Source organism: Aminobacter aminovorans (assembly GCF_900445235.1).
Taxonomy (GTDB): domain Bacteria; phylum Pseudomonadota; class Alphaproteobacteria; order Rhizobiales; family Rhizobiaceae; genus Aminobacter; species Aminobacter aminovorans.
In genome coordinates this window covers 85,918-111,420 of record NZ_UFSM01000004.1, presented here as the reverse complement: position 1 = coordinate 111,420, position 25,503 = coordinate 85,918, and the positions used below count along the sequence as shown (strand labels likewise).

Sequence of the window (25,503 nt, the reverse complement as noted above, 5' to 3'; positions counted from 1 at the left end):
TGGATCCGATTTTTCTATGGGTGCAAGATCCGCATGACCGAGGCACGATGTGCGGACCCGGCATCGTGGCGGCAGGGAACATAGCGAATTCGCGAGGAGGCGAAGGATGCGCACAAGCAAGGTGATCCACATCGTGTCGTGCCACGCCGAGGGCGAGGTCGGCGACGTCATCGTCGGTGGTGTTGCGCCACCGCCCGGCAACACTTTGTGGGAACAGCGGCGCTTCATCGCCGAGGACAAGACGCTGCGCAATTTCGTGCTCAACGAGCCGCGCGGCGGGGTGTTCCGCCACATCAATCTTTTGGTGCCGCCCAAGGACCCGCGCGCCGCGATGGGCTTCATCATCATGGAGCCGGAAGACACGCCGCCGATGTCGGGCTCCAACTCGATCTGCGTTTCGACCGTGCTGCTCGACAGCGGCATCGTGCCGCTGCAGGAGCCGGAGACGCGCTTTGTCCTTGAGGCGCCGGGCGGGACTGTCGACGTCGTGGCGAGTTGCCGCAATGGCAAGGCCGAGCGGATCACTGTCACCAACGTGCCGTCCTTTGCCGACAGGCTGGATGCAAAGCTCGAAGTCGAGGGCCTGGGCACGCTGACCGTCGACACCGCTTACGGCGGCGACAGCTTCGTCATCGCCGACGCGAAGGCGCTGGGATTTTCCGTCACGCCCGACGAGGCGCGCGAGCTGGCCGAAACCGGCATAAGGATCACGCGCGCCGCCAATGATCAGCTCGGCTTCTCGCATCCCGAGAACCACGAATGGGACCACATCTCATTTTGCCAATTGGCGCTTCCGGTCGAGGAAAGGGACGGCGTCCTGCATGGCCGCAACACCGTCGTCATCCAGCCCGCCAAGCTCGACCGCTCGCCGACGGGCACCGGCTGCTCGGCCCGCATGGCCGTGCTGCACGCACGCGGACTGATGAAGGTCGGTCAGCGTTTCAGCGGCCATTCGATCATCGGTTCGACCTTCGATTGCCGCATCGTCGGCGAGACGTCAGTCGCCGGCCGGCCGGCGATCGTTCCGGAAATCTCCGGACGCGCCTGGATCACCGGCACCCACCAGGTGATGCTCGATCCCGACGATCCCTGGCCGGCAGGCTACAGGCTCGCCGACACCTGGCCGCGAAAGCAGTAGGGTCAGGTCTCGGAGATGATGCGCGTGGTGCCAACCCAGAGCTCGCGCGCCGGACCCGGGCCGACGTTGCGGGCACGGTGCGGCAGCGAGGCAGGGAAATGCAGCGTGTCGCCGGCCTTGAGCAGGTACTCCTTGCCATCGATCTCGTAGAGCATCTCGCCTTCGATCAGATAGAGAAAGTCCTCGCCCTGATGGGTCGTAATCTCGGAGGCATAGCCTTGCGGCATGTGGGTGATGCAGCCATTGAGCTGGGCACCGGGAAAGCCGCGCTCGAGCAACTCATAGACGCGCTCCTTGGTTTCGACATTGTAGCCACGGCGCGCACCGGCATGCGAGACCATCGAATGGGTGTGTTCCGGCGGCTGCGACAGGAAGGTGTCGACGCTGGTTTCGAGCGCACTGGCGACGTTGTAGAGCGAAATCAGCGACGGCGTCGAAATCCCGCGCTCGATCTGGCTGATGAAGCCTTCGGTCAGGCCCGCCTCGGCCGCGACCTGCTTCATCGTCTTTCCGATCAGCTTGCGGCGCGCCCGCAGCATCTGTCCGATCGAAGCGGCGGCAGGCATGTCCGCATGCGGCGCGTCCCCGTTGCCTGCGGCCGCGTCATCGATATCGAGGGGCATCACTGTCTTTCCGCTTGACTTCACAATTTCGATGAACTTTAGTCCAGCTAAAGTTGGTTGCGCAAGCCAAAATGGCCCCCGCGCCGCCGCTTTGATGGGGAACTGCACAATGCCTTCGCGGCAATCCGGACGCAAAGAAAATTGTCCGGCAAAATTGGATAAAATATCCAAGCTAGTCGCGGAGGCGTAGCGCCGGCATTGCCGGCAGGCCAAGAGGAGGAGAAGACATGAAACGCTTTTTGCCGCTTTTGCTCGGCGCAGCATTTGGTCTGAGCACAGCGACGTCGGCGTTGGCGGTCGAGCGCGGCGGCTCGATGACCTTTGCCCGCTATGACGATTCCGCCGTCATCGACCCGGTCTGGGCCGATCGCAATCCCGACTTGTGGATGATCACCAGCCTGTATGAGACGCTGCTGCGCAACGGCGCCGACGGCGCGATCGAGCCCGGCCTGGCCGAAAGCTACGCGGTCGCCGGCGACGGCAAATCGATCTCGCTCCAGCTGCGCGACGGCCTGAAATTCTCCGATGGCTCGGCCATCACGGGCGACGACATTGTCTTTTCGCTCGATCGCGCCCGCAATCCCGACGGGCCATGGGCCGGCCTGCTCGGCTCGGTCGAAAAGGTGACGGCAGAGGGCGGCAAGGTCACGCTGTCGCTGAAGCAGCCCGATCCCACGATCCCCTCGATCCTCGCAACCTTCAACACCGGCATCGTCTCCAAGGCCGCGTTCGAGAAGGCCGCAGGCGCCAACGACCAGGAAAAAGCCAAGGCCTATTTCGACAACAACCCGGTGACGTCGGGCCCCTTCACCATGAAGAGCCGCACCGCAGGCAGCTCGATGAGCTTCGCCAGGAATCCGAATTACTGGCGCGCCGGCGAGGACGGCAAGCCGCTGCCCTATCTCGATGGCGTCGATTTCGTCGTCATTCCAGATGACGCCACCCGCATCCTCAAGCTGCAGGCGGGCGAAGTCGACGTCGCCGAATTCATTCCGTTCGCCCGTGTCGGCGAACTCAGCGGCGACGCTAATCTGAAGATGGAGCTATTTCCCTCGACCCGCATCATCTATGCGCCGATCAATACCCGCGACACCCGCAAGGACGGCTCGAAGAACCCGCTCGCCGACCTCAAGGTGCGCCAGGCGCTGAACTACGCTACCGACAAGAACATGCTGATCAAGCTGGTGACCTTCGACACCGGCAAGCCGATGACCTCGCTGATGTCGGCGGCAACCCAGCTGCATTACGGGCCGGAGCCGCTATACCCCTACAATCCGGAGAAAGCCAAGCAACTGCTAGCCGAAGCCGGTGCCGATGGCGGCCTCGACATCACCTTCACCACGCTCGCCGGCAGCGCCGACGACGCGACGCTGTTCACAGCCCTTCAGCAGATGTGGGCGCCGCTCGGCGTCAACCTGAAGGTCGAGCAGGTCGACAACCCGACGCGCGGCGCAAAGAACCGCTCCGGCGAGTTCGACATCCACACCTATGGCTGGGCCAACGACGTCAACGACCCCGCACAGGTGACCGGCTGGCTCGGCTATTACAAACAGCGCCAGGCCGTTGGCACCGGCTGGAACAACGACGAGTTCAACAGGTTGTTCGAGGCGTCGAACTCCGAGGTCGATCCTGCCAAGCGCAAGGACGAATACAAGCGCATGCAGGAAATCTATGCGGAGAACGCGCCGCTACTCTTCCTCTATGAAACGCCTTTCGCCGTAGCCGTGTCGAAATCGGTCGAGGACTATGTCCAGACTCCCCTCGGCGCCAACGACTTCTCGGCCGCATGGCGCGCCAAGTGATCCCAAGATGACCGGTGGATGCCGGGCGGCACGCGCTGCCCGGCCTCTTGCACAAGGTTTGGTTCATGCCTTCACTTTCCTATCTCTTGGCGCGGCTGTTGCAGATCATCCCGACCTTTCTGCTGGTCATGGTCTTCATCTTCCTGCTTGTCCGCATGCTGCCCGGTGACCCCGCCATCGCCATGGCGGAAGCCAAGGCGACCGACGCTCAGGTCGAGCAGATCCGCCACAATCTTGGCCTCGACCAACCGCTGCCGATGCAGTTCGTGGTCTTCGTCAAGAACACGCTGACGGGCGACCTCGGCCGCTCGATCATGCTGAAGGCACCGGTCACGGAGGTCATTCTCGACCGTCTGCCAACGACAATTTTCCTGGCGCTTTATTCGGTGGCGCTCGCCGTCTGCCTGGCGGGGCCGCTGGCATTTCTCGCCGCGGTGCGCGTCAACAGCACGACCGACGTCGTCATTCGCAGCGTCTTCCAGATCGGGCTGTCGATGCCGGTGTTCTACATCGGCCTGGTGCTGCTCACGGTGCTTGCGGCGCAATTGCGATGGTTTCCGGTCGGCGGCTACGGCACGGGCTTTCTCGACAATCTGCACCACCTGATCCTGCCGGCGCTGAGCGTCGCGCTCTACACCTCGGCGATCATCCTCAGAAACCTGCGCGCATCCTTGATCGAGGTGCTTGACGCCGACTATGTCCAATTCGCCCGCGCCAAGGGTCTGTCGACGCGGATCATCATGACCCGCCACGTGCTGCGCAATGCGCTGGTGTCGACCGTCACGTTGCTTGGCCTGTCGATTGGCAACCTGATGAGCGGCACGCTGGTGACCGAGACGGTGTTCGCCATTCCCGGCGTCGGCCGGCTGATGCTGGAGGCGATCTTCGCCCGCGACTATCCGCTGATCCAGGGCCTGACGCTGACCTTCGCCGTGCTGGTTTCGATCGTCTTCCTGCTTACCGACGTCGTCCAGTCATTGCTCGATCCGAGGCTTCGCAAGGCATGAGCGCAATCGCACGATCCCTGCCGCGCAGGCCGAGCCGCTTCCGCGCCTTCGCCGGTCGAGCCTTTGCGCGACCGTCCTTCGCCATCGGCTTTGCCATCATCGCGATGTCGATCGCGCTGGCGCTTTTTCCGCAAATCTTCGCGCCTTACGACCCACTTGCCTTCGACATGACGGCGATCCAGCAACCGCCGAGCCTCGCACATCCCTTCGGCACCGACAATTTCGGCCGCGATGTTCTCTCAAGGGTCATCTGGGCCTACCGTGTCGACATGCAGATGGCGCTGTTCGCGACCATTTTCGCGTTGACCATCGGCGTCACCATAGGCGCCTTCGTTGGCTATTACGGCGGCATCGCCGACACCATCTTTGGGCGCTGCGTCGACGCCATCATCACCTTTCCTTTCCTCGTGCTGGTCATTGCAATCGTCGCCGTGCTCGGGCCGGGCCTGGTCAACATGTACATCGCCATCACCATGGTGAACTGGGTCTATTATGCGCGGCTGACCCGCGCGGAGATCATGACGCAGAAGGCAAACGACTACGCCGCCGCCGGCCGGGTGCTCGGCTATTCCGACCGCCGCATCATCTTCCGCCACCTCCTGCCCAATGCGATTTCGCCTGTAATCGTCTACTGGATGACCGACATGGCGCTGGCCATCCTGCTCGGCTCCTCGCTCGGCTATCTCGGCCTCGGCGCGCAGCCGCCGGCGGCCGAATGGGGCGTGCTGATCGCAGAAGGGCGCAACTTCCTGCTCACAGCCTGGTGGATGAGCCTGATGCCGGGCCTCGCCATCGTGCTCACCGGTCTCGGCTTCAGCCTGCTCGGCGACGCGCTGGCCGACCTGCTCCGACCGAAGGGGCGCTGATATGACCGAACACTTGCAACATACGGTGCTCGATCTGCGCCATCTCAGGACCGAATTCGGTTCACGCGAGCGCCCACTGATCGCCGTCGACGACGTCTCCTTCAGCGTCAAGGCAGGTGAGATCCTCGGCCTCGTAGGCGAGTCCGGCTCGGGCAAGAGCATCACCTTGCGCTCGATCCTCGGCATCGTCCGTCCGCGTGGCCGCGTCGGCGGCGAGATCCTCTGGAAGGGCCGCGATCTCGCATCGCTTGACGAAGCGGCGTTGCGCAAGGTGCGCGGACGCGAGATCGCGATGATCTTCCAGGAGCCGATGTCGTCGCTCAACCCGTTGCTGACGGTAGGCCTGCAGATCGCCGAAAACCTCGTCGCCCATACCGGGCTCGACGCCCGGGCACGCAAGGCCAAGGCCATCGAGTTGCTCGACATGGTCGGCATTCCCGCTGCGCGCAATCGGCTTGGCGACTATCCGCACGAATTCTCGGGCGGCATGCGCCAACGCGTCATGATCGCCATCGCCCTTGCCTCGAACCCGCAGCTGTTGCTGGCGGACGAGCCGACGACGGCGCTCGATGTGACGATCCAGGACCAGATCCTGCGCCTGATCCAGTCGCTGAGCCGCGATCTCGGCATGGCCGTGATCCTCGTTACCCACGACATGGGCGTGGTGGCACAGACCTGTGACCGGGTGGCGGTAATGTATGGCGGGCGTCTGTGCGAGGTGGGCACCACCAGCCAGGTGATCGCTGACGCGCGCCACCCCTACGCGCTCGGGCTGTTGCGCTCGATCCCGCGCAATGTCGCGCCACGCACACCGCTCTACTCGATCCCTGGCGCACCGCCGTCACTCAGCGCGCTGCCTCCAGGCTGCGCCTTCACCGCGCGCTGCCCGGTTGCCGGTCCGGAGTGCGGTGATGTTCGCCCGCTGCTCGCTGACGTCGACCACTATCACCAGGTGGCCTGCCACCATCGCGCCGCGGCGCTCGCTCACTTTCGTCAACACGAGGCGGCGTCATGAACATGCTGACCATGGAGTCGGCCAGGCCGCTGCTGTCCATCCGCGACCTCACCATGCGCTTCGAAAAACCGCGTTCGCTTTCCGATACGCTGGCAGGCCGGCCGCGCCAGGTCGTATCGGCGCTCAATGGCGTCGACCTCGACGTCATGCCGGCCGAGACGCTCGGCATCGTCGGCGAATCCGGCTGCGGCAAGTCGACCCTGGCGCGCTGTATCGCCGGACTGCACCAGCCAAGGGGCGGCGACATTCTGTTCGAGGGTGAGAGCGTCGCCGGGCTCAAGGGACCGAAACGCCGCGCCTACAACAAGCGCGTCCAGATGATGTTCCAGGACCCCTATACCTCGCTCAACCCGCGCATGACGGTGCGCGATACGCTGCGCGAGGCGATCTCGGTGCACAGGATGCGCGAAGGCGCTGCCATCGAGCGGCGCATAGACGAGTTGCTCGATCTCGTGCGCCTGCCCGAGGGTGCCGCCGACAAGTACCCGCACGAATTCTCCGGCGGGCAACGCCAGCGCATCGGCATCGCGCGTGCGCTGTCGCTCGAGCCGATCTGTCTCGTCGCCGACGAGCTTGTGTCAGCGCTCGACGTCTCGGTTCAGGCGCAGGTGGTCAATCTTTTGCTTGAGCTGCAGGACAATCTCGGACTGACGGTGCTGTTCGTTGCGCATGATCTCAGGCTGGTGCGCCACGTCTCGCACCGGGTCGCGGTGATCTATCTCGGCGCCATCGTCGAGGTCGGCCCGTCCGAGGCGCTGTTCTCGCGGCCGCGCCATCCGTATTCGCAGGCGCTGCTGGCTGCGGCACCGTCGCTCGATCCGGAAGACCGCAAGCGCGCGCCGGCACTGTCAGGCGAGTTGCCGAGCCCGCTCGACATCCCTCCGGGCTGCCCGTTCCATGTGCGTTGCCCGCATGCCGCCGAGCGCTGCCGTATCGAAAAGCCGGCGCTCCGACCTGTCGGCGCCGGCATGGCCGCCTGCCACTTCGCCGAAACCATCTCAGCGGCGTGATAGCCGCGACCATCTGCAGTTCAAGGACAGACGACATGACACCGACCGACAGGCTGGACACGACCGGCCGCGTTGAAGCGCTGCGCCGCAAGCTCGCCGACGAGGGGCTCGACGGCTACGTCGTGCCGCGCTTTGACGAACACCAGAGCGAGTATTGCGCGCCACATGACTGCCGGCTCGCTTACCTCACCGGTTTCACCGGCTCGGCCGGCGTCGCGATCGTCATGCGCGACAAGGCAGCGATCTTCGTCGACGGCCGCTACCAGGTGCAGGTGCGCGACGAGGTCGACCTCGGCAGCTTTGCCATCGAGCACTTCTACGATGCGCCGCTGAAGGACTGGCTGGCGAAGCACGTGCGTGAAGGCCAGCGCATCGGCTTCAATGCAATGCTTTTGCCCTCGACCTGGGACCAGGATTGCCGTCGAGCCGTTATGTCAGCCGGTGGCAGCTGGGTCGCTGCCTCGGACGATCTCGTCGATGCGATATGGCCGAACCAGCCCGAGAAGCCGCTCGGACCGATCATGGCCTTCGGCCGCCGGTACTCGGGCGACAGCGTTGCAGAAAAGAAACGCCGCATCGCCGAGCTGGTCGCAGCCCAGGGCGCCGACTTCCTCGTCGAGGCGCAACCCGACAACATCTCCTGGCTGCTCAACGTGCGCGGCCGCGACGTGGCGTTCAACCCGATGCCGCATTCCTTCCTGATCATCGACAAGGACGGCAGCACCGAGTGGCTGGTCGACCACCGCAAGCTGCCAAACGATCTCTCCGAATTCGAGCTCGATGGGGTGGCGCTCGCCGAGCCGGCGCGCCTGCTGGAACGCGTCGCTGCCTTTGCCAACGGTCGGACGGCACTCGTCGATCCCGGTTTTGCGCCCTCGGCGGTTGTCCATGCGGCGCGTGACGGTGGCGGCGAGGTCAAGCTCGCCCGCAGCCCGATCACACTCGCCAAGATGCTGAAGAACGAAGTCGAGCTGCAGGGTTTCCGTGACTGCCACCGCCAGGACGGTGCTGCCTGGGTGCGTTTCCTGGCCTGGCTCGACCGCTACGGCCGCACGCGCGAAAGCCAGGGCATGCCGGTGAGTGAACTGGAGGCTGAAGAGCGCATCCTGACCTATCGCCGCGACAGCAGGCTGTTCGTCGAGCCGAGCTTCCGAACGATTTCAGCTTCCGCCGGCAATGCCGCGATGTGCCATTACAACGCTACTGTCGAGACCAACGCGCCGATCACCTCGGCCGGCGTCTATCTGCTCGATTCCGGCGGTCAATATCTGACCGGGACCACCGATGCCACGCGCACGACTGCGTTGGCAGAGATCGGCCCGGAGATCCGCCGCGCCTATACGGCCGTGCTCAAGGGGCTGATCTCGATGCTGACGCTGAAGTTCCCGGCGGGCACTTTCGGCCACCATGTCGATGCCTTCGCGCGGCGGCACCTCTGGGAGCTCGGTCTCGACTACGACCACGGCACCGGCCATGGCGTCGGCCACTTCCTGTCGGTGCACGAGCAGCCGCAACGCTTCGACAAACGCGTCAACGAGATCGCCCTGCGGCCCGGCATGGTAACGACCATCGAGCCCGGTTACTACAAGGCGGGAGAATATGGCATCCGCCTCGAAAACCAGGTCGAGATCGTCGAGGCCGGCGACGGCTTCATGACCTTCAAAAGCCTGACACTTGTGCCCCTCGACCTGCGCCTTGCCGATATCGAGCTGCTGACATCGTCGGAAAGACGATGGCTCGACGCCTATCATGACGAAGTAACGTCGGCGCTGAGCCCCCTGCTTGGCCGAGATGACCTGGAGTGGTTGCAGCGCATGTGCGCACCCTGTCGGGACGCCATCTGAGCGGATATCACGTCAGTTCATGCGCCGCCTCGACCGACCGCACTCCATCTCAGGCCTCCGATCAGAGGCCTGTTGGCGTTTCGGACAGACGCACTCCTGCCACGCGTCGCGGCGGTGTCGTTGCGAATGCCGGCTTCACCGCTCGTCGCCACGGCATCGACTTTACTAATTTTGGCCTGATCCCGGCAGCAAGGCTGGACTGGATCGGCAAGACGCTCGGACGCGGCGCCGCCTGAGCCTCAGCCAATCGCCGCCTCGACAAGCAGATCACGCAAAAGTCGGATGGCGTTCGGCTTTTGCGCAACGCTCGGCGCGAGAAAGGACAGCGACCGTTGGTGCGCATGCGCGTGCGGCACGGGAATGACGTTGAACCCATTGGCAACGAGCCCCGGCCAGTGGGGCACCAGCGAACTGCCGATGCCCTTGGCAACCAGGATCGCGATCGTTTCCAGCGCATCCATGTCGCAACGCACATCAGGGTGGAGCCCCACCTTCTCCATATAACCGGCGACGATACGCCCGCCCCATGATGACGGGTCGTAGCGGATGAACGGCGTCTCCCGCGCATGCGCGACGATATCAGCGGGCGCGACGGCATCACGCGTCAGATACATCAGCGGCTCACGCGAAATGCAGGTGGCGTCGAGCAGTTTGGGCATCGCAAAGGGCGGTTCGACGAGCACGGCAACGTCAAGCTGGCCGGCCAGCATCTGATCGTAGAGGTGTTCGGACGTTCCGGGCGTCAGCCGCAGTTTCAGGGTTGGCGCGCGCGCCGTCAGCCTGCCCAGCACCGCCGGCACCAGCCCGGTGAGGACAGTCGAGATCGCGCCCACCCTGAGATCACCGGACAGGCCGCTGGCGTCGAGATCATCGACGAGCAGCGAGGCATCGCGAACCAGCGCGCGGGCCCGCGGCAACAGCGAAAGGCAGACCTCCGTCGGTCGTGCGGTGTGGGCGCCGCGCACCAGAAGCGCGCAACCGAGAATGCGTTCCAGGGCCTGGATTCGCTGGCTTACAGCCGCTGGCGTAAGCCTTTCCCGCCGCGCTGCGGCAACGATCGAGCCCGTCTCGACCACCGCCACGAGGCTCTGAAGAAACCGGATATCCAATGGATTTCCTTATGCCGAGAAACACAATTCCATAGTTTTCCTTTCTTATCGGACGTTCTAGATATCGGTCAAACACTGGGAAACACCCGATATGAAATCACTGTTCCATCTCGCCATTCACGTGACGGACCTCGACGCAGCGCGCGGTTTCTATGGCGGTGTGCTCGGCTGCATCGAAGGGCGTTCCACCGACAGCTGGGTCGACTTCGACTTTTTCGGCCATCAGCTGTCGCTGCATCTCGGCAAGCCGTTCGAGGTCACCCGCACCGGCAAGGTCGGCACCCACCTCGTCATGATGCCGCATTTCGGCATCGTGCTTCCGCTCCACGACTGGTTCGCGCTCGCCGATCGCTTGAAAAAAGGCGGCATCGCATTCGACATTCCGCCTGTCATCCGCTTCGAAGGTGAACCCGGCGAACAGCGCACGATGTTCTTCTTCGACCCTTCGGGCAATCCGATCGAGGTCAAGGGTTTCAAGGATTTCGACAGCGTCTTCGCCGCCTAGACGAGACAGGTCACGCTCGACAGGTTCAGGGATGAGATCGCGTGCCTGGCGTAATCAGATCGCGATCGTCGCCGAATAGAGCGCTGCTGCAACGTCCGGATCGTCAGCGTCGGTGACTGCCAGCAGGTCGAGGCGGTTGCCGTCGAGCTCGGCGTGAATGCCCTCGATCTTGTATGGCCTATCCAGTTGGCGGACGAAACGCAGCCGGTTGTCGTTGTCGACAATGCCAATAGCAGCGCCAACGCAAGCGCCATCGTTGAAGGCATCCTCGGTGTCTTCGGCTACGGCACTGAAGACAATGGCACCACCCGGCAGCAGCGCAGCATCGGTGAAGCACAACGGCACACCATCGACATGGCCGAGATCGAGCCTGCCGATTTTCACAGACCGAAGCGCATCGGTACGACGGCCGGTCACGACTTCGACGACCTCAGCAAGGCGGTAGCGGATAATTGCATTGTCTGTGTGCAGCTTGTTACCGCGCTGGAACAGGCACAGTTCGTCCCCGGCAACAACGGCGCCTTCGACATTGACCTCGGCGAAGGCAGCGGCAAGCGGAACAAGCATGGCCGACAGGTCCAGGCTTCGTGGCACGCCTGATATGCGACCCAACGGATCAAGTCCGAGCAGGGCACCCCCGCGCCGGTTAGGCCGCGAGCCCGAGCCGACGACGAGCAGTGCGCCATGATGAAAACCATCGAAAGCAGGCAGAAACGTCAGTGCTTCGAGGTCCGGCTTTTGGCGCTTGCGCGCCGCTTTATCCTCCGGCAGCACACCGTCGAACAACCTGACCAGCCGGCCAGGGCCGGCGACGGTGGTCGAAAAGACACCAAGATGGAGTTCATCGTCGGCGATGACATACATCGTCGAATCGAGGCAGACGAGGCCGCTTGCGGCGCTGAGATGCAATGGCCGCTCAGCACTTGTCGCAGCCGTCAGGGTCAATTCGCGCAGCTTCTTGAGGGCGATCATGCGGTAGTCATAGCAGCTTGTGCACGAATGGCTCCTACCTGCCTGAACATTGCCGCTGCCCGACGGTCATTTCTTTTCGAGATCGATCAGCCCCTCCAGCAGGTCGAGCAGCTGTTCGTAGCGCTCGTGACCGATGCGCCTTTGGACTTCATCATAGATGGCACTGCTCTCCGGCGACACTTCCGAGATCAGAACCTGCCCCTTCGGCGCGATGGACAGCATCACACGGCGGCCATCGCCTTCGACCTTGCCGCGGGTGATCAACTTGCGCTCCTCCAGCGCCTTGATGATCCGCGTCAGACTCGGCGCCAGGATCGAGGCGCGTTCGGCAAGTTCCGTCGCATCGAGGGGGCTCTGCTCGCCAAGCACGCGGATGACACGCCACTGCTGTTCCGAAACGCCATGCTGGGCGAGTATGGGGCGGAACTGGGCCATCACTACTTCGCGCGCGCGCAGCAGTGACATCGGCAACGAGCGTCGGGTGCTTTGCAGCAAGGGCAACTCCTGATGGCAGGTGGCGGCTTGGCCGGCATTCCACTTCTTTTCGATAATACCCGCGCCCCGACGGATCAACGCCGCGCGGCGGCAATCAGCCAAATTCTGACGACATAAGCGCCTTGACAGCGATCGGCAAAACTATTTAACATGTTAAATATCAAAGCGCCACCTGTGCAGGAAGACAAGCCTTGCCTCACCTCACGCTCGAATATTCCGCCAATCTCGACGGCCGCGTCGACATGCCGGCGCTGTGCGGAGAGCTGTCGCAGGCGATCCTCGACACCGGCCTGTTCGAACATGGCGCGGTCAGAGTTCGGGCACTGCGCGCCGACGCCTATGCGGTTGCCGACCGTCTGCCGGACAACGCCTTCATCGACATGAGCTTCAGGATCGGCGCCGGACGGACAGGCGCCGACAAGAAGCGTGCCGGTACGGCTATCTTCGCTGCCGCGAACGCGTTTCTCGCACCTCTTTTTGCCACGCCTCATTTCGCGCTTTCACTCGAGATCCGCGAGATCGACGCCGAGCTGAGCTGGAAAAACAACGCCATCCACCCGCGATTGCGGAACAAGTGACGGAAACCTCAATGTCAGATTTCGAAAACAACCTGCGCAAGGCTGAAGCCTATCTCGAACGCTTCAAATCCGGCGGGGTCAGCAACCACATCAACGGCGAGGCGATCCCAGCGCTCGACGGCACGACCTTCGAGACCATCTCGCCTGTCGACCTCAAGCCGCTCGCCCGGGTGGCACATGGCAAGGCGGCGGACATCGACATGGCCGCCAAGGCAGCCAAGGCAGCCTTCCCCGCCTGGGCCGCCCAGTCGGGCGATGCCCGCAAGAAGGTGCTGCACGCGATCGCCGACGCCATCGTCAAGCGGGCAGAGGAAATCGCCTTCATCGAGTGCATGGATACCGGCCAGTCGCTGAAATTCATGGCCAAGGCAGCCCTGCGCGGCGCCGAGAACTTCCGCTACTACGCCGACAAGGCGCCCGAAGCGCGCGACGGCCGCACGTTGCAGGCGCCTGGTCAGCTGAACATCACCACCCGCGTGCCGATCGGCCCGGTCGGCGTCATCACGCCGTGGAACACGCCCTTCATGCTGTCGACGTGGAAGATCGCCCCGGCGCTCGCCGCAGGTTGCACGATCGTCCACAAGCCGGCCGAGTTCTCGCCGCTGACGGCGCGGTTGCTTGTCGAAATCGCCGAAGAGGCAGGCTTGCCAAAGGGCGTCTGGAACCTAGTCAACGGCCTGGGCGAGGATGCCGGCAAGGCGCTGACCGAACACCCCGACATCAAGGCGATCGGCTTCGTCGGAGAAAGTCGCACCGGTTCGATGATCATGCGCCAGGGCGCCGACACGCTGAAGCGCGTGCATTTCGAGCTCGGCGGCAAGAACCCGGTGATCGTCTTCGCCGATGCCGACCTCGAGCGCGCTGCGGATGCCGCCGTGTTCATGATCTACTCGCTCAATGGCGAACGCTGCACCTCGTCGTCACGCCTGCTGGTCGAAGCCTCGGTACACGACACGTTCGTGGCCATGGTGGCGGAAAAGGCCAAGCGTATCCAGGTCGGCCACCCACTCGACCCGAAGACAGTCGTCGGCCCGCTGATCCACCCGGTGCACGAGACCAAGGTGCTGTCCTACATCGAACTCGCCCGTTCGGAAGGTGCTACCATTGCCGCCGGCGGCACCAAGGTCGACGGGCCTGGCGGCGGCTGCTACGTGGCACCGACATTGTTCACCGGCGCGCGCAACGACATGCGCATCGCCCAGGAAGAGATCTTCGGGCCGGTGCTGACGGCAATCCCGTTCGAAACCGAAGCCGAAGCGCTTTCGATTGCCAACGACACCCAATACGGTCTTGCCGGATATCTGTGGACATCGGATGTGACGCGCGCCCTGCGCTTCACCGAAGGGCTGGCTGCGGGAATGATCTGGGTCAATTCGGAGAACGTCCGCCATCTGCCGGCGCCGTTCGGCGGCGTCAAGAATTCCGGCATTGGCCGCGACGGCGGCGACTGGTCGTTCGACTTCTACATGGAAACCAAGAATATCGCCTTCGCCACGGCGGCCCACAACATCCAGAAGCTCGGCGGCTGAGCGGGAATACGAACCATGCCATTGCCCACACCAAACCTCTATCCCGCCTTCAACATCGTACGACTGAGCCATGTCGAGTTGGCGGTGACGGACCTCGCCAAGTCCCGGGCCTTCTATGTCGATACGCTCGGCCTGCAGGTCACCGACGAAACCGCCGACACGATCTATCTGCGCGCCATGGAAGAGCGCGGCCACCACTGCATCGTGCTGAAAAGGAGCGACCGGGCCGAGGCCCGCGACCTCGGCTTCAAGGTGTTTTCGGACGAAGATCTCGACAAGGCCGAGCACTTCTTCAAGACGAGGGAGCTGCCGGTCGAATGGGTCGAGCGGCCGTACCAGTCGCGCACGCTGCGCACCCGCGACCCGCACGGCATTCCGCTGGAGTTCTATTCCCGGATGGACCGGCTGGCGCCGATCCATCAGAAATACGCGCTCTACAAGGGCGTGAAGCCGCTGCGCATCGATCACTTCAACTGCTTCTCGCCCGACGTCGACCAGTCGGTCGCCTTCTACAACGAGCTCGGCTTCCGCGTGACCGAATTCACCGAGGACAACGAGACCGGTCGCCTGTGGGCGGCGTGGACCCATCGCAAGGGCGGTGTGCATGACATCGCCTTCACCAACGGGCTCGGCCCGCGCCTGCATCACGTCGCCTTCTGGGTGCCGACGCCGCTCAACATCATCGACCTGCTCGACCTGATGGCGACCACCGGCTACGTCGGCAACATCGAGCGCGGCCCCGGCCGGCACGGCATTTCGAACGCCTTCTTCCTCTACATCCGCGATCCTGACGGTCACCGCATCGAGATCTATTGCTCGGACTACCAGACGGTCGATCCCGACCTCGAGCCGATCAAGTGGGACCTCAAGGACCCGCAGCGCCAGACGCTGTGGGGCGCCCCTGCCCCACGCTCATGGTTCGAGGAAGGCAGCACCTTCGCCGGCGCCGAACCGCGGCCGTCAGCGCTCGCCGCATCGCCGATCATTGCACCGTGAGAGCAGCGACATGACCGAGCGGCCTCGTTTCGCCACCTATACACATGCCGGAAAGACCAGCTACGGTGCAGTGACCGCCCAAGGCATCGTCGAGCTGGCGTCGCTCTTCCCACAATGGGCGTCATTGCGCGAGGTCATAGCCGACGATGGTTTCGACAAGCTTTCGCAAGCCGCAGCGAGGCGCTCGGCCGACATTGCCGAAGCCGAGATCACCTATCAGATCCCTATCCCGACGCCGGAAAAGCTGATCTGCGTCGGGGTCAACTTCCCCGACCGCAATGAGGAGTACAAGGACGGCCAGGCTGCGCCCGGCAATCCGTCCCTGTTTATCCGTTTTCCACGTTCCTTCGTGGGACATGGCACAGCCCTCGTACGGCCGCCGGAATCGCCGCAACTCGACTATGAAGGCGAGATCGTCATCGTCATTGGCAAAGGCGGACGTCGCATTTCCGAAGGCGATGCGCTCGACCACATCGCGGCATTGTCGCTGTGCAACGAAGGCACGATCCGCGACTGGGTACGGCATGCCAAGTTCAACGTCACCCAGGGCAAGAACTTCGACGCCACCGGCGCCATCGGCCCCTGGCTGGTGCCCTACACCGAGGAGGCGCAGCTTGCCGACATCCGACTGACGACGAAGGTCAATGGCGAACTGCGGCAGGATGACCGCACAAGCCGCATGATCTTCAGCTTCCGCAAGCTGATCAGCTACATCTCGACCTTCACCACGCTTGTTCCAGGCGATGTGATCGTCACCGGAACACCGACTGGCGCCGGCGCGCGCTTCGATCCGCCGCGCTGGCTGGTCCCCGGCGACATCGTGGAAGTCGAAGCCGAAGGCATCGGCACATTGCGCAACACCGTCATGGACGAACAGCCATGAAGCTTAAGCCAGAGCAGCATCAGACAGCAGCGCAACGCCTCGACCAGGCCGAAAAGCAGCGCAAGCAGATCGGGCTGTTGTCGCTCGATCACCCCGAGATGGACATTGAGGACGCCTATGCCGTGCAGGCCCAGTGGGTACAGCTCAAGCTTGCCCAGGGCAACCGCCGGATCGGCTGGAAGATCGGCCTGACGTCCAAGGCAATGCAATATGCGCTCAACATCGACATCCCCGATTCAGGCGTCCTGCTCGACGACATGATGTTCGCCGATGCCGCGACCATCCCGGCCGACCGCTTCATCCAGCCGCGCATCGAGGCCGAGATCGCTTTCGTCATGAAGGCGCCGCTGCAGGGTCCGAACACGACGGTGTTCGACGTGCTCAACGCCACCGATTTCATTGCGCCGGCCATCGAGATCCTCGACACGCGTATCCTGCGCAGCGACCCGGCAACGGGCCGCACCCGCACCATCGTCGACACCATCTCCGACAATGCCGCCAATGCCGGCATCATCACCGGCGGACGGCCGATGCGCCCGACCGAGGCCGACATGCGCTGGATTGGCGCCATCGTGTCGCGAAACGGCGAGGTCGAAGAAACCGGCCTGGGTGCCGGCGTGCTCAACCATCCGGCAGCCGGCATCGCCTGGCTGGCCAACCGGCTGGCCATGTTCGGCGGATCGATCTCAGCCGGCGATATCGTGCTCTCGGGCTCGTTCATCCGTCCCGTCGAAGCACGCCACGGCGACACCATCATGGCCGACTTCGGCCCCTTCGGAACCGTCAGCGCCTACTTCGCCTGAGGACATCGTCATGCCCGCACCACGCAACAATTTCAAAGCCGCCCTGCTGAACGGCGACACCCAGATCGGCCTGTGGCTCGGCCTTGCCAATGCCTACACTGCCGAGATCTGTGCCGGCGCCGGTTTCGACTGGCTGGTCATCGACGGCGAGCATGCCCCGAACGACATCCCGGTCATGGCGGCGCAGCTGCAGGCCATCACCGCCTCCGGCTCCCATGCCGTCGTGCGCCCGCCAATCGGCGAAACCTGGATCATCAAGCAACTGCTCGACATCGGCGCCCAGACGATCCTTGTCCCGATGGTCGAAACTGCAGATCAAGCCCGCGAGCTGGTCAAAGCGATGCGCTACCCGCCACATGGCGTGCGCGGCGTGGGTGCAGCACTTGCCCGCGCTTCGGCCTTCAACCGCATCCCCGATTATCTGGCCACCGCCAACGACCAGACCTGCCTGCTGGTGCAGCTGGAGAGCCGGGCCGGGCTCGCCGAGCTTGAAGCCATCGCCGCTGTCAACGGCGTCGACGGCATCTTCATCGGGCCGGCCGATCTCGCCGCCGACATGGGCTACCTCGGCAAGCCCGGTGCGCCGGAGGTGCAGGCAGCTGTGGAGGATGCAATCCGGCGCATCGGCATTTCAGGCAAGGCTGCCGGTATCCTCACCTCTGATGCCAATCTGGCGCAGCGTTACCTGGATCTTGGCGCCAGCTTCGTTGCCGTCGGCAACGATGTCGGCTTGCTGGCGCAGGCGACGAGTACACTGGCGGCAAAGTTCAAGGCGGGTGGCGGCGACAACACTCGGGCACAAGGCTCCGGCTACTGAGCCGGTCCTCCCATCAGAAATGCAGAAAGGGCGGCTCCAGGAGCCGCCCTTTCGTTTTGCTGTCCTGCGGTCATCCGGCGCAGCCGCAACCGCATCGCACAGCCGAAGCCGGCTCTCGCTCAGCGCGTGATATGGACCGTCTGCATCTGCATGTACTCTTCGAGGCCCCAATGGCCGAATTCGACGCCGATGCCCGACTGTTTTGCGCCGCCAAAAGGTGCTGCCGGCGATATCGAGCTGTGGTCGTTGACCCAGGCGGTTCCGCATTCGAGGCGCCGCGCCAGTTCTTCAGCCCGTTTGAGATCAGACGACCAGATTGAGCCGCCCAGGCCATTTTCACTGGCGTTGGCGCGCGCGATCGCATCGTCGACGTCGCTGTAACGCACGATCGGCAGGATCGGGCCAAACTGCTCCTCGTCGACGATACGCATGCCGTCGGTCACTTCGGTGACGACGGTCAGCGGGAAGAAGTAGCCGGCTTCGCCAGAGGCCTCGCCGCCTGCCAGGAAGCGCCCGCCATTGGCCTTGGCATCATCGGCGAGCGCGCGCACCAGATCGAACTGCGCCTTGTTCTGCAACGGGCCGAACTGGCTCGCCGGATCGCTGGCCGGACCGACCTTGGCGGCACGCGCCAGGGCGGCGATCTTATCGGCGAGCGCGTCATGCAGGCTCTCATGCACGTAAAGGCGCTTGAGCGCGGCACAGGTCTGGCCGCTGTTGCCGAAGGACTTGGCGAAGATCACCGGCGCGATGGCGTCGATGTCGGCGTCGGGCAAGACGATCGCCGCATCGTTTCCGCCGAGTTCGAGCGTCAGGCGCTTCAGCGTGTTGGCGGCATTCGACATGATGTTGCGCCCGGTGGGCGTCGAGCCGGTGAAGACGATCTTGTCGATGCCGGGGTGGCTGGTGATGGCGCGGCCGATGCCGCCCTCGCCGGTGACCGAATTGAGCACGCCGCGCGGCAGATGCGCATTGGCAAGCTCGACGAGGCGAAGCGTGCTCAGCGGCGTGTAGGAAGACGGCTTGATCACCACGCAATTGCCGGCCATCAGCGCCGGCATGACGTGCCAGGTGGCGATCAGCACCGGATGGTTCCACGGCGTGATGGAGGCGACCACACCGAGCGGCTTGCGGTGGACCTCGATCCTGACCTTCTGGTCGTCACGGATCACTTCGACCGGTGGCGTGAGCTTGGCCGTTTCGCGCATCCAGTGGATGGCGGCGCCAATCTCGCCATGGGCACTGGCACGCGGTTTGCCCTGTTCGGTCGACAGTAGCACCGCCAAGGATTCCTTGTCGGCTTCGACCGCATTGGCGATCTCGTTGAGCAGGCGTGCCCTCTCCTCGATCGCCGTGTCACGCCATGTCGGGAACGCTTCACGCGCGGCTGCAACCGCTGCGTCGAGATGCTCAGGGGTGGCGGCCGGACAGTCGGAAAAGACCTCCGCCCGCGCCGGATCGATGACGCCGAACGTGCCTGCGGCCGGCACCCTTTCGCCATTGATGATCATCGCATGGGACTGCGTCATGGTTGTCTCCCTCGAATTTGAACCACCGCAAATCGCGGCACTGGCCGCACAAGCGGCCACGCTTCCTTCAGGCGGCATCGGCGGAAAAGCCGTCCAGCCAGCCTTCACGTAGCTGCGGCACCGCACGGATCAGGCTGCGCGTATAGTCGGACTGCGGCTGTTCGAACACTGCGCGCGTATCGCCATGCTCGACGATCCGCCCTGCCTGCATCACCGCTGTCTTGTGCGAGAAGCGCAGCGCGAGGCCCAGATTGTGGGTGATGAACAGGATGCTCAGCCCCTCGTCCTTGATCAGCCGGGTGAGCAGCCTGACGATGCTTTCCTCGACCAGCGGATCGAGCGCCGACGTGATCTCGTCGCAGATCAGGATGTCGGGTTTTGCCGCCAGCGAACGGGCAATGCAGACACGCTGCTTCTGCCCGCCGGACAGCGATGCCGGGTAGCGGTCGAGATAGGCCGACGGCAGCTCGATCGCATCCATAAGTTCGCGCAGTCGCTGTTCGGCGCCGGCTCCACGCAACCCGTGGAAATAGCTCAGCGGCCGGCCAACGACGTCACGGATGGTCTGGCGTGGATTGAGCGCCAGGTCGGGCAACTGGTGAATGTACTGGATCAGGCGTCGCTGGTCGAAGCTGCGGCGTTCGACCAAAGGCGCAAGCAGGCTGTCGCGCATGCGGATCTCGCCGGTGCGGGCCGGCTGCAGCCCGGCAATGCTGCGCGCCAGTGTGGTCTTGCCGCTGCCGGACTCGCCGACGAGTGCCAGGACCGAACCGGCGCCAAGCCTGATCGAAGCGTCCTTGACGGCAGTAACACCGCCATAGCCGACATCGACATTGCGTACATCGAGCAAGGTTTCGTCGCTGCCGTCGGCACTGGCGTAGCTACCATCGCCCTGGTGGGCGACGAGGCGCTTGGCGTATTCCGTCTGCGGGTGGTCGACGAGCTGGCGCGTCGGCCCCTGCTCTACCATCTTGCCATTGCGCATCACGACAATACGGTCGGCCATCTGCGACACAACGGCCAGGTCGTGCGAGATGTAGAGCGCACCGCAATTGTGCGTGCTCGCCACCTTTTTGATCAGCCTGAGCACCTCGATCTGAGTCGTCACGTCGAGTGCGGTGGTCGGTTCGTCGAAAATGATCAGGTCGGGCTGGTTGATCAGCGCCATGGCGATCATCGCCCGCTGCAGCTGGCCGCCCGAGACCTGGTGCGGATAGCGGCGGCCGAAATTCCGAGGGTCAGGAAGCTGGAGTTCCTCGAACAGTTCGGTCGCCATGCGCCGCCGTTGCGCCGAAGTCAGCTTCTGCGCCATGGCAGGGATTTCGGTGACCTGGTCTTCCAGGCGGTAGAACGGGTTGAACGCCGCTGCGGCGCTCTGGGCAACGTAGGACGCCTTGGTGCGACGGATGGTCTCCAGCTCGGCGGTTCCGAGTTCCATCAGCGACTGGCCACCCAGCGTGATCGACCCCGCGGTCGGTCTGCAGCCTGACTTGAAGAGCATGATCGAGCTCAGCGCCAGCGTGCTCTTGCCCGCGCCGGACTCACCGATGATGCCCAGCACCTCGCCGCGGTCGACATGGATGGAGACGTCGTCGAGCAGCACGCTAGTCCGTGTCTCGACGCGCAGATTGTCGATGCTCAGTATTCGATTACCGCTCATTTCACGTCCGGTTTGTCTGAAAAGCGACCGACGAGCCAATCAACGATCCCATTCACGCTCAGGCAGAAGAGCGCGATGCAGAAAGCCGGTATCAGCGGTGTCAGACGGCCGGTTGAAAGGGCGAGCGCATTCTCGCGGACAAGTCCGCCGAGATCGGCCGCGGGCGGCTGGATGCCGATGCCCAGGAAGCTGAGCGAACTGATGAAAAGTGCCGCGGAGGAAAGCCCCAGTCCGAACTGCGCCAAAAGCGACGGCACCATGTTAGGTAGTATTTCCTTGAACAAATACCAGTGCAGCCGTTCGCCACGCAGGCGCCCGACTTCGACATATTCCATCGCCGCCAGATCGCCGGCGATCGGCCGGGTGACGCGGTAATAGGTGCTCGACTGCAGCACCGCCATGGTCAGGATCAGCGTCGTCAGCGACACGCCGGCAATGGCCAGAATGATCAGCGCGAAGATGATCTGCGGGATCGACATCAGTATGTCGACGGCACGGCCGATGACGATATCGACCCAACCCTTGCTCAGGCCGGCGATGATGGCCAGCGAAACGCCGATCATGCAGGCCAGCGTGGTGGCGATCAGCGTCGCAACGAAGGTGTAGCGCGTGGCGTAGAGAATGCGGGACAGCATGTCCCGGCCGAGGCCGTCGGCACCCAGCAGACCGCCCACGCCGGGCGCATCGAATGCGGCATGGACCATCTCGTTCGGCGGGAACGGCGCCAGCACCGGCGCAAGGATGGCGGCTGCCGCCATAGTTGCGAGGACGGCAAGGGAAACGGTCAGCGTCAATTTGCTCGACACGGTTCAGTTCCCCTTCCTGGGCAGGCGCTGACGCGGATTGACGAGCATGGCCAACAAGTCGGCGGTGAAGTTGAGTGTGATGAAGATGGTGGAGAACAGCACGCCGCAGGCCAGCACCATCGGGATGTCGCGATAGGCGACCGCGTCGACCATCAGCTTGCCCATGCCGGGATAGTTGAACACGGCTTCGATCACCACCACGTCGACGATCAGATAGGCCATGGTGATCATGCAGATCGAGACAATCGGCGACAACGCATTGGGCAGCGCGTGCTTGAGGATGATCCTGTTGCGGGGAATGCCCTTGGTCTCTGCCATCAGAATGTAGTCGGAGCTCATCACCCCGAGCACGGCGGCACGGGTCAGCTTCATTACATGGGCCTGCGCGACCAGCACCAGGGTCAGCACCGGCAACGTCAGAGCCGAAATCCAGGTTGGCAGGCTGGCGCTGGAACGGACCATCGACAAGGGCGGAAACAGCCCGAGCTTGACCGCGAAAATGAAGACCAGCAGGTAACCGATCAGGAAGGACGGCATCGACAGGAAGATCGCCGAGATCGAACCGGTGGCTGTGTCGAGTGCCTTGCCGCGGTTGATGGCGGCGAGCAAGCCGATGCCGACGGCGAGCGGCAGAACGATCGCCGCCGCCGAAAAGGCAAGGATCAGCGAATTGATCAGCCGCGGCACCAACAGGTTGATCACCGGCTGGGAGTTGGAAAGCGAGGTTCCGAAATCGCCGTGCAGCGCATTGCCAAGCCAATGGAAGTAGCGCACCGGCAGAGGTTGGTCGAGGCCCAGCTCCGTGCGCAGGGCCAAGACCGTTTCAGGGGTGGCATTCTGGCCGAGCAACGCATTGGCTGCGTCGCCCGGCAACATCGACGTTCCTAGGAAAACCAGGAACGAAATGAAGAAGATCGACACGAGCCCGGACGCAACCCTGGCGACTACGAACGATTTCACCGGGGAATTGGCGAACAGAGTCATGCCGTCCAGTCCTGTCAGGCGAACCAGACCTGCTCGATGGCGCGGTAGCCCGCCATCTGCAGAGCCGACGGCACGAAACCGTCGAGATCGCTGGTCGTGCCTTCGACCGTGCTGGAGAAGAACGGAATGATGGTGCCGCCATCTTCCCGGCAGATCTTCTGCGCCGTCGCATAGAAGGCCTTGCGCTTCTCGAGGTCAGGCTCGGCACGCGCGGCGATCACCGCGGCGTCGAAATCCTTGTTCACCCACTTGCACTCGTTGTTTCCCGAGGTACTGAGGAAGGCGACCGAGAAGATCGCATCCGCGGTCGGCCGGTCGGAACGGGCCGAAACGTGGAATGGCGTCTGGCCGACGATGGTTTCCCAGTAGCCGTCCGAGGGCTCGCGCTTGACCTCGATCGGAATGCCCGCCTTGGCGGCGTGCTCCTGGAAGATCACGGCCATGTCGACGGCGCGCGACGAGATCGCTTCCGAGGTCTGCAGCACGATCGGACCCTTGAAGCCGGTCTTGTCGAACAGCTCCTTGGCGCGCTTCGGATCGTATTCCGTCTGCGGCAAATCGGCGGCAAAGACCGGATCACTCGGTGCAACCGGCGTATCGTTGGCGATGCGGCCGACGCCGACCGAGACACGCTCGAGCATGTCGGGACGGTTGACGGCGAGCTTGAGCGCCATGCGCATATCAGGGTTGTCGAACGGCGCCATGTCGGTGCGCATGTTGAAGCAGATGAAGCCGCGGCCCTCGGTGTTGTAGATCTTGAGGTTCGGCATCTGGCGCATCAGCGGCGCGGTGCGGGCGTCGAGCAGCGTGGTCAGATGAATCTGACCGCTCTGGAACGCGCTGCCAAGCGCCGAGGCATCGTTGATGGCCAGGAATTCGAGGCTGTCGACGAAAGCTGCGTCCGACTTGAAATAATTCTCGTTACGCTCGGCTTCGAGAACCTCGCCCGGCGAAAACCGCTTCAGCTTGTAAGGGCCGGTGCCGACACCGTCAAAGGTCGTCGTCCCGGCCGGGACGATGCCCAGCGAGAACGCCGTCAGCATCGCCGGGAACATGTAGTTGGCTTCGGGCAGGTCGATGATGACGCGGTTCGGACCGTCGGCGCGGATATCGGTCACGCCCTTGATGATGCTGCGCATGTTGGAACGCGACGCCTCTTCGGCATGACGCTTCAGCGAGAACACCACGTCCTCGCTGGTAAACGCCTTGCCATTGTGGAAGGTCGCGCCCTCGACCAGATCGAAAATCCAGCTCTTGCCGCCATTGGACGGCTCCCAGCTCTTGGCGAGGCCGGGCCGCAGTTCCATGTCGAGGCCATGCACCTCGATCAGCGAATTGTAGGTGATGCCGGACATGACCGCCGTGTAGGGCGAGCCGAACGTCCTGGGATCCAGCGAATCCGCCGTTGACGCACCACCGCTGGCCGCGACAAGGTGGCCGCCGCGCTTGGGCTCGGCAGCCCATGCACCGCCGCCGGGCAAAGCCGCCATAAGGCCGGAAGCCGCTGAGATCTTGAGCAGGCTTCGGCGCGAAATCGTAAACATCTTCCTCACTCCCTTTTTCGCAAATTGACCCACAACGCCGCTTCTCTTGCGGCGTTCAGCAGGCATTCCCCTCTGCATTTCGGCTTGGAACCAAAGCGGCAGGACGCAGGTCCTGCCGTTCCTCCATGGTCAGTCGCCGGCTCCTGCCTTCGCCAGGTCGCCCAATTGGCGCGACTTGACGAATTGCAGACGCCCGTAAACGAGGTTTCTGGCCGCATCGGGCTCGCGTGCTTCGATGCAGGCAATCAGCGCGCGCTGGAATGCCACCGCGCGACGGGCCACGTCAGGCGACGACCCCCTGACATAGAGCGGCATCAGAACATGGCTGAGCGCCCTGAACTGTGCAGCGAGCACCCGATTGTGGGAGGCCGCGACGACGCAGCCGTGAAAGTTGATCGCCGCCCAGGTGAACTCCTCGGCGTCATCGATCAGTCGCTCGGCTTCTCCAAGCGCCTCATGCAATGCCTTGATGTCCGCGCCGGTCGCATTGCTGGCTGCAAGCCCCGCCGCCATCACCTCGATGGCGATCTGCGTGTCGAGCAGCTCCTCGGTGCTGATGCCGATCAGCTTCAGCTGGATGGCGATGGTTTCGGCCAGCCGCTCGGAATTGCCCTCGGCGACGAAGATGCCGCCCTTGATGCCGACCTTGACCTCGATCACGCCCGACGCCTGCAACGAGCGCAACGCATCGCGCATCGTCATGCGACTGACGCCGAACTGCAGGGCCAGCGACGCTTCCGAGCCCAGGCGATCGCCAGGCGCCAGCCTGCCGGCGAAAAGCACGGTGCGGATCTGGTCGATCACGCTCGCCGAAAGCGTCGTCTGCTTGCCCGAGGACCACAGCCGCTCCGCCGGGCCGACCATCTGGGTAAGACCGCTACCTTCAGCATCAGGTGCTTTTTGCATGTCGATCCCTTTGATACGATATTTAGGACAAAAAAGATCATCCGGAGTCAGAAATCAAGCGAAAAATGGCGATTGCGCGGCC

At 63.6% G+C, this 25,503-nt stretch carries 24 protein-coding genes; 14 read left to right on the top strand and 10 right to left on the bottom strand.

The genetic code is table 11. The features are described from left to right. The first annotated feature begins 106 nt into the window (after positions 1-106). Complete coding sequence (locus tag DY201_RS28130) at positions 107-1,138, top strand: trans-3-hydroxy-L-proline dehydratase (RefSeq protein WP_115734627.1); 1,032 nt, start codon at positions 107-109, stop codon at positions 1,136-1,138. 2 nt (positions 1,139-1,140) lie between these two features. On the opposite strand, the gene DY201_RS28125 is transcribed toward DY201_RS28130, so the two are convergent. Continuing rightward, positions 1,141-1,761 (bottom strand): helix-turn-helix domain-containing protein, encoded by a 621-nt coding sequence (locus tag DY201_RS28125; RefSeq protein WP_165916018.1) that lies wholly within the window; start codon positions 1,759-1,761, stop codon positions 1,141-1,143. 227 nt (positions 1,762-1,988) lie between these two features. On the opposite strand from DY201_RS28125, the gene DY201_RS28120 reads away from it, so the two are divergent. From DY201_RS28120 to DY201_RS28095, 6 genes are all read left to right on the top strand, one after another. Next, positions 1,989-3,563, top strand: coding sequence for an ABC transporter substrate-binding protein (locus DY201_RS28120; protein ID WP_115734625.1), 1,575 nt, complete (start codon positions 1,989-1,991; stop codon positions 3,561-3,563). 65 nt (positions 3,564-3,628) lie between these two features. Beyond that, complete coding sequence (locus DY201_RS28115; RefSeq protein WP_115734709.1) at positions 3,629-4,570, top strand: ABC transporter permease; 942 nt, start codon at positions 3,629-3,631, stop codon at positions 4,568-4,570. Further along, complete coding sequence (locus tag DY201_RS28110; protein WP_115734624.1) at positions 4,567-5,436, top strand: ABC transporter permease; 870 nt, start codon at positions 4,567-4,569, stop codon at positions 5,434-5,436. The genes DY201_RS28115 and DY201_RS28110 overlap by 4 nt, the downstream gene beginning before the upstream one ends. Position 5,437: 1 nt before the next feature. Further along, positions 5,438-6,451, top strand: a complete 1,014-nt coding sequence (locus tag DY201_RS28105; RefSeq protein WP_115734623.1) for an ABC transporter ATP-binding protein — start codon at positions 5,438-5,440, stop codon at positions 6,449-6,451. Continuing rightward, positions 6,448-7,461: an ABC transporter ATP-binding protein gene (locus tag DY201_RS28100; RefSeq protein ID WP_245432198.1), complete on the top strand. Its 1,014-nt coding sequence runs from the start codon at positions 6,448-6,450 to the stop codon at positions 7,459-7,461. Before DY201_RS28105 ends, DY201_RS28100 begins: the two co-directional genes overlap by 4 nt. 35 nt (positions 7,462-7,496) lie before the next feature. Beyond that, entirely contained in the window at positions 7,497-9,305 is a 1,809-nt protein-coding gene (locus DY201_RS28095) for an aminopeptidase P family protein (protein ID WP_115734622.1), read from the top strand. A 239-nt stretch (positions 9,306-9,544) separates the two neighbouring features. Here the strand turns inward: DY201_RS28095 and DY201_RS28090 are convergent, their stop codons facing one another. Continuing rightward, on the bottom strand, positions 9,545-10,414 hold the full coding sequence (locus tag DY201_RS28090; protein ID WP_115734621.1) for a LysR family transcriptional regulator: 870 nt from the start codon (positions 10,412-10,414) through the stop codon (positions 9,545-9,547). A 91-nt stretch (positions 10,415-10,505) separates the two neighbouring features. On the opposite strand from DY201_RS28090, the gene DY201_RS28085 reads away from it, so the two are divergent. Further along, the gene (locus tag DY201_RS28085) at positions 10,506-10,919 is read left to right on the top strand and encodes a VOC family protein (protein WP_115734620.1); all 414 of its coding nucleotides are present in this window, start codon (positions 10,506-10,508) and stop codon (positions 10,917-10,919) included. Positions 10,920-10,973: 54 nt separating this feature from the next. Here the strand turns inward: DY201_RS28085 and DY201_RS28080 are convergent, their stop codons facing one another. Together DY201_RS28080 and hpaR are read right to left on the bottom strand one after the other, a co-directional pair. After that, positions 10,974-11,891 (bottom strand): DUF6929 family protein, encoded by a 918-nt coding sequence (locus DY201_RS28080; RefSeq protein WP_115734619.1) that lies wholly within the window; start codon positions 11,889-11,891, stop codon positions 10,974-10,976. 66 nt (positions 11,892-11,957) lie between these two features. Next, positions 11,958-12,356: a homoprotocatechuate degradation operon regulator HpaR gene (gene hpaR, locus DY201_RS28075; RefSeq protein WP_115734707.1), complete on the bottom strand. Its 399-nt coding sequence runs from the start codon at positions 12,354-12,356 to the stop codon at positions 11,958-11,960. A gap of 221 nt (positions 12,357-12,577) precedes the next feature. Here hpaR and DY201_RS28070 point away from each other — a divergent pair, with 221 nt between their 5' ends. The 6 genes from DY201_RS28070 to hpaI are packed head-to-tail and all read left to right on the top strand — an operon-like array spanning position 12,578 to position 17,992. Next, positions 12,578-12,964: a 5-carboxymethyl-2-hydroxymuconate Delta-isomerase gene (locus tag DY201_RS28070; RefSeq protein ID WP_115734618.1), complete on the top strand. Its 387-nt coding sequence runs from the start codon at positions 12,578-12,580 to the stop codon at positions 12,962-12,964. An 11-nt stretch (positions 12,965-12,975) separates the two neighbouring features. After that, complete coding sequence (gene hpaE / locus DY201_RS28065; RefSeq protein WP_115734617.1) at positions 12,976-14,493, top strand: 5-carboxymethyl-2-hydroxymuconate semialdehyde dehydrogenase; 1,518 nt, start codon at positions 12,976-12,978, stop codon at positions 14,491-14,493. A gap of 15 nt (positions 14,494-14,508) precedes the next feature. Next, positions 14,509-15,489 (top strand): 3,4-dihydroxyphenylacetate 2,3-dioxygenase, encoded by a 981-nt coding sequence (hpaD, locus tag DY201_RS28060; protein ID WP_115734616.1) that lies wholly within the window; start codon positions 14,509-14,511, stop codon positions 15,487-15,489. Positions 15,490-15,499: 10 nt separating this feature from the next. Then, positions 15,500-16,372, top strand: coding sequence for a fumarylacetoacetate hydrolase family protein (locus DY201_RS28055; RefSeq protein ID WP_115734615.1), 873 nt, complete (start codon positions 15,500-15,502; stop codon positions 16,370-16,372). After that, positions 16,369-17,175, top strand: coding sequence for a 2-oxo-hept-4-ene-1,7-dioate hydratase (hpaH, locus tag DY201_RS28050; RefSeq protein ID WP_115734614.1), 807 nt, complete (start codon positions 16,369-16,371; stop codon positions 17,173-17,175). Before DY201_RS28055 ends, hpaH begins: the two co-directional genes overlap by 4 nt. A 10-nt stretch (positions 17,176-17,185) precedes the next feature. Further along, complete coding sequence (gene hpaI / locus DY201_RS28045; protein WP_115734613.1) at positions 17,186-17,992, top strand: 4-hydroxy-2-oxoheptanedioate aldolase; 807 nt, start codon at positions 17,186-17,188, stop codon at positions 17,990-17,992. Between the two features lie 119 nt (positions 17,993-18,111). Here hpaI and DY201_RS28040 read toward each other — a convergent pair whose 3' ends face one another. The 6 genes from DY201_RS28040 to DY201_RS28015 form a co-directional block, all read right to left on the bottom strand. Next, positions 18,112-19,521 (bottom strand): aldehyde dehydrogenase family protein, encoded by a 1,410-nt coding sequence (locus tag DY201_RS28040; RefSeq protein ID WP_115734612.1) that lies wholly within the window; start codon positions 19,519-19,521, stop codon positions 18,112-18,114. Positions 19,522-19,588: 67 nt separating this feature from the next. Further along, positions 19,589-21,181, bottom strand: coding sequence for an ABC transporter ATP-binding protein (locus DY201_RS28035; protein WP_115734611.1), 1,593 nt, complete (start codon positions 21,179-21,181; stop codon positions 19,589-19,591). Next, the gene (locus DY201_RS28030) at positions 21,178-21,987 is read right to left on the bottom strand and encodes an ABC transporter permease (protein ID WP_245432197.1); all 810 of its coding nucleotides are present in this window, start codon (positions 21,985-21,987) and stop codon (positions 21,178-21,180) included. The genes DY201_RS28035 and DY201_RS28030 overlap by 4 nt, the downstream gene beginning before the upstream one ends. A gap of 3 nt (positions 21,988-21,990) precedes the next feature. Then, entirely contained in the window at positions 21,991-22,971 is a 981-nt protein-coding gene (locus DY201_RS28025) for an ABC transporter permease (RefSeq protein ID WP_115734610.1), read from the bottom strand. 14 nt (positions 22,972-22,985) lie between these two features. After that, entirely contained in the window at positions 22,986-24,515 is a 1,530-nt protein-coding gene (locus tag DY201_RS28020; protein WP_165916035.1) for an ABC transporter substrate-binding protein, read from the bottom strand. A gap of 129 nt (positions 24,516-24,644) precedes the next feature. Continuing rightward, positions 24,645-25,421, bottom strand: coding sequence for a FadR/GntR family transcriptional regulator (locus DY201_RS28015; protein ID WP_115734608.1), 777 nt, complete (start codon positions 25,419-25,421; stop codon positions 24,645-24,647). Positions 25,422-25,503 lie beyond the last annotated feature (82 nt).

Bases quoted from the DNA above. Each gene is read 5' to 3' on its own strand.
- DY201_RS28130 (WP_115734627.1), top strand. From the start codon at position 107: ATGCGCACAAGCAAGGTGATCCACATCGTGTCGTGCCACGCCGAGGGC.
- DY201_RS28125 (WP_165916018.1), bottom strand. From the start codon at position 1,761: ATGCCCCTCGATATCGATGACGCGGCCGCAGGCAACGGGGACGCGCCG.
- DY201_RS28120 (WP_115734625.1), top strand. From the start codon at position 1,989: ATGAAACGCTTTTTGCCGCTTTTGCTCGGCGCAGCATTTGGTCTGAGC.
- DY201_RS28115 (WP_115734709.1), top strand. From the start codon at position 3,629: ATGCCTTCACTTTCCTATCTCTTGGCGCGGCTGTTGCAGATCATCCCG.
- DY201_RS28110 (WP_115734624.1), top strand. From the start codon at position 4,567: ATGAGCGCAATCGCACGATCCCTGCCGCGCAGGCCGAGCCGCTTCCGC.
- DY201_RS28105 (WP_115734623.1), top strand. From the start codon at position 5,438: ATGACCGAACACTTGCAACATACGGTGCTCGATCTGCGCCATCTCAGG.
- DY201_RS28100 (WP_245432198.1), top strand. From the start codon at position 6,448: ATGAACATGCTGACCATGGAGTCGGCCAGGCCGCTGCTGTCCATCCGC.
- DY201_RS28095 (WP_115734622.1), top strand. From the start codon at position 7,497: ATGACACCGACCGACAGGCTGGACACGACCGGCCGCGTTGAAGCGCTG.
- DY201_RS28085 (WP_115734620.1), top strand. From the start codon at position 10,506: ATGAAATCACTGTTCCATCTCGCCATTCACGTGACGGACCTCGACGCA.
- DY201_RS28080 (WP_115734619.1), bottom strand. From the start codon at position 11,891: ATGATCGCCCTCAAGAAGCTGCGCGAATTGACCCTGACGGCTGCGACA.
- hpaR (WP_115734707.1), bottom strand. From the start codon at position 12,356: ATGTCACTGCTGCGCGCGCGCGAAGTAGTGATGGCCCAGTTCCGCCCC.
- hpaE (WP_115734617.1), top strand. From the start codon at position 12,976: ATGTCAGATTTCGAAAACAACCTGCGCAAGGCTGAAGCCTATCTCGAA.
- hpaD (WP_115734616.1), top strand. From the start codon at position 14,509: ATGCCATTGCCCACACCAAACCTCTATCCCGCCTTCAACATCGTACGA.
- DY201_RS28055 (WP_115734615.1), top strand. From the start codon at position 15,500: ATGACCGAGCGGCCTCGTTTCGCCACCTATACACATGCCGGAAAGACC.
- hpaH (WP_115734614.1), top strand. From the start codon at position 16,369: ATGAAGCTTAAGCCAGAGCAGCATCAGACAGCAGCGCAACGCCTCGAC.
- hpaI (WP_115734613.1), top strand. From the start codon at position 17,186: ATGCCCGCACCACGCAACAATTTCAAAGCCGCCCTGCTGAACGGCGAC.
- DY201_RS28040 (WP_115734612.1), bottom strand. From the start codon at position 19,521: ATGACGCAGTCCCATGCGATGATCATCAATGGCGAAAGGGTGCCGGCC.
- DY201_RS28035 (WP_115734611.1), bottom strand. From the start codon at position 21,181: ATGAGCGGTAATCGAATACTGAGCATCGACAATCTGCGCGTCGAGACA.
- DY201_RS28025 (WP_115734610.1), bottom strand. From the start codon at position 22,971: ATGACTCTGTTCGCCAATTCCCCGGTGAAATCGTTCGTAGTCGCCAGG.
- DY201_RS28020 (WP_165916035.1), bottom strand. From the start codon at position 24,515: ATGTTTACGATTTCGCGCCGAAGCCTGCTCAAGATCTCAGCGGCTTCC.
- DY201_RS28015 (WP_115734608.1), bottom strand. From the start codon at position 25,421: ATGCAAAAAGCACCTGATGCTGAAGGTAGCGGTCTTACCCAGATGGTC.